We start from the raw sequence: 1,052 nt of genomic DNA, 5'->3' as shown, positions 1-1,052 counted from the left end.
GTAGACGTAGAGGTTGCGGTTGAGCAGCTTGGTGAGCCCGACCTCCTCGGACACCTCGATACGGGCGGCCTGCTCGATGTTGCCGTGGACATCCACGTGCCCGGCCGGGGGCGCCTCGCCGGGGGGGTCGGTCGCCCGCTTGAAGGTCAGGTACCGCTCGTCCTGCTCGATGATGATCCCGACGCTGCGGTTGTCGCACTGTTTGGGCATAGCGCTCCTCTACTAGGTGGGCGGGTCCGCCGGCGGGGCGCAGAAGCACCTCGCCATGGCATGCTCGATCTCCTCGACCATGCCAGGGACGAGCGTGGCGGTGATGTAACGGCTCATCCCAAGTCCATTAGTCGCCTGGTGGTCGCGCACATGCCGCACCGTGGTCAGGCGCGCCACCAGGTCGGTGAATTCGTCGCACTCTCGTTGGGTACCGGTCACGCGAAGTCTCATCGCGTCAGCCTTTCCGACAGCCGGGGAAGTGGCGTGAAAAGAGGCAGAGCAAAACACAGCCGTTACTCTGACAACACGAGAGTACGAACGTGCGACCGAATTGCGCCACCATTTGGGAATCAAGCCTGCTCATCGGCCACGTCCGCCTTCTGCTGCTGGACGTGCCGCATGACACCCATCTTCGTGCGCTGCCCCATGAGCTGCACCGGCGACCTGTCGATGCCGTCGGTGTGGTCGTACACCTTGGTGGTTCGGGCGTCTGCGTGATCGGCGAGCCACTGCATCCGCTCGACCGGTACGCCCATCGCGATGCCATTGGTGATCACGGTGTGCCGTACCGAGTGCGGCGACAGCAGCAGGGCCTGCGGCACCTTCACCTGCTCCGCGATCCGCTGAATCAGCTTGCGTACGTAAGACACGGCCAGCGGCTTGCCGTTGCGCGTAGCGAACAGCACCCCCGGATGGTCGCCACGCTCGGCGATGTAGGCGTCCAGCGCGTCGCACGTCAACTCGTCGCCGGCGGTGAGCACCGCAAGCACGAGCTCTGGACTGAGTAGACCGACGAGGCAGCTGGAGCAAGACCAGCGAGATCGGAGCGGTGACCGCGAACA

3 protein-coding genes are annotated in these 1,052 nt (G+C 64.7%); all 3 read right to left on the bottom strand.

The features are described 5' to 3' along the window. On the bottom strand, positions 1-210 hold a 210-nt coding region (locus AB0B89_RS36625), incomplete at its 3' end, for an NUDIX hydrolase (protein ID WP_358562443.1). A 12-nt stretch (positions 211-222) separates the two neighbouring features. Continuing rightward, positions 223-429 carry a hypothetical protein gene (locus AB0B89_RS36620; protein ID WP_358562440.1) on the bottom strand — a complete coding sequence of 69 codons (207 nt, stop codon included), beginning with the start codon at positions 427-429 and terminating at the stop codon, positions 223-225. Between the two features lie 131 nt (positions 430-560). Continuing rightward, positions 561-980 (bottom strand): site-specific integrase, encoded by a 420-nt coding sequence (locus AB0B89_RS36615; protein WP_358562437.1) that lies wholly within the window; start codon positions 978-980, stop codon positions 561-563. Between the last annotated feature and the right edge of the window lie 72 nt (positions 981-1,052).

The organism is Sphaerisporangium sp. NPDC049002 (assembly GCF_040649355.1).
Lineage (GTDB): Bacteria > Actinomycetota > Actinomycetes > Streptosporangiales > Streptosporangiaceae > Sphaerisporangium.
The sequence above is the reverse complement of the archived record's forward strand: the minus strand, read 5'-3'. Positions and strand labels throughout refer to the sequence as shown.